This is a genomic window from Hymenobacter algoricola (assembly GCF_039539525.1).
Classification (GTDB): Bacteria; Bacteroidota; Bacteroidia; order Cytophagales; family Hymenobacteraceae; genus Hymenobacter; species Hymenobacter algoricola.
This window is the reverse complement of the sequence record NZ_BAABDH010000048.1, coordinates 1-670: the sequence shown is the minus strand read 5'-3', so window position 1 is coordinate 670 and position 670 is coordinate 1. Positions and strand designations below refer to the sequence as shown.

The 670-nt window shown below is 69.1% G+C and carries 2 protein-coding genes; both read right to left on the bottom strand.

Going from position 1 to position 670, the window contains the following annotated elements:
- Window positions 1-205: transposase (locus tag ABD842_RS13695; protein ID WP_345114909.1), on the bottom strand; the 205-nt coding region annotated here is incomplete at its 3' end.
- Window positions 206-233: 28 nt separating this feature from the next.
- Entirely contained in the window at window positions 234-611 is a 378-nt protein-coding gene (locus ABD842_RS13690) for an IS5 family transposase (protein ID WP_345114906.1), read from the bottom strand.
- Window positions 612-670 lie beyond the last annotated feature (59 nt).

Here is a 670-nt window from a genome sequence, read left to right as displayed (position 1 = left end):
GGTTGGGGCGGGGTGGAATGACGGCCACCGCGCCGGTTTCGGCGATTAGGCCCCGGATGGCGTCGGAATCGTAGGCCGTATCGGCCAACACCTGCCGGGCCGGGGCCAGCAGCGGGGTGAGCAGGTCGGCGGCCTGCGGGGCATCGCCCGCCTGGCCTGCCGTCAGGGCAAAGGCTAGCAGGCCGCCGGCCCCGTCACCGGCCACGTGCAACTTAGTGGAAAAGCCGCCCCGGCTACGCCCCAGGGCCTGCGGCCCTTTTTTTACGGGCCCCGGCCGCGTGCTGGTGGGCCCGCACGGTGGTCGAATCGAGTTGCACCTGCCGCTGGCGTGGACTGGGCACGGCTTGGCCCACGGCCTGTAGCGCGGCCAGCACCTGGGCCCACACGCCGCGGGTGCGCCAGCGGCTAAAGCGCACGAACACCCGGTGCCACTGGCCCAGGTGCGGGGGCAGGTCCCGCCAGGGCAGGCCCGTGCGCCCCACCCACAGCACGGCTTCGACAAAGCCCCGGTTGTCTTTGGCCACCACCCCGCGCCGACCCACGCGGCCGGGCAAAAGGGGCGCAATCAGTGCCCAATGATTATCGGTGAGCAACGTACGGTCAGCATTCATCTTGAAAATAAGCCTATTACGACTTTGCCATGCCGAACGTTCTTGAGAACACGCCCTAG

Bases quoted from the DNA above. Each gene is read 5' to 3' on its own strand.
- ABD842_RS13690 (WP_345114906.1), bottom strand. From the start codon at position 611: ATGAATGCTGACCGTACGTTGCTCACCGATAATCATTGGGCACTGATT.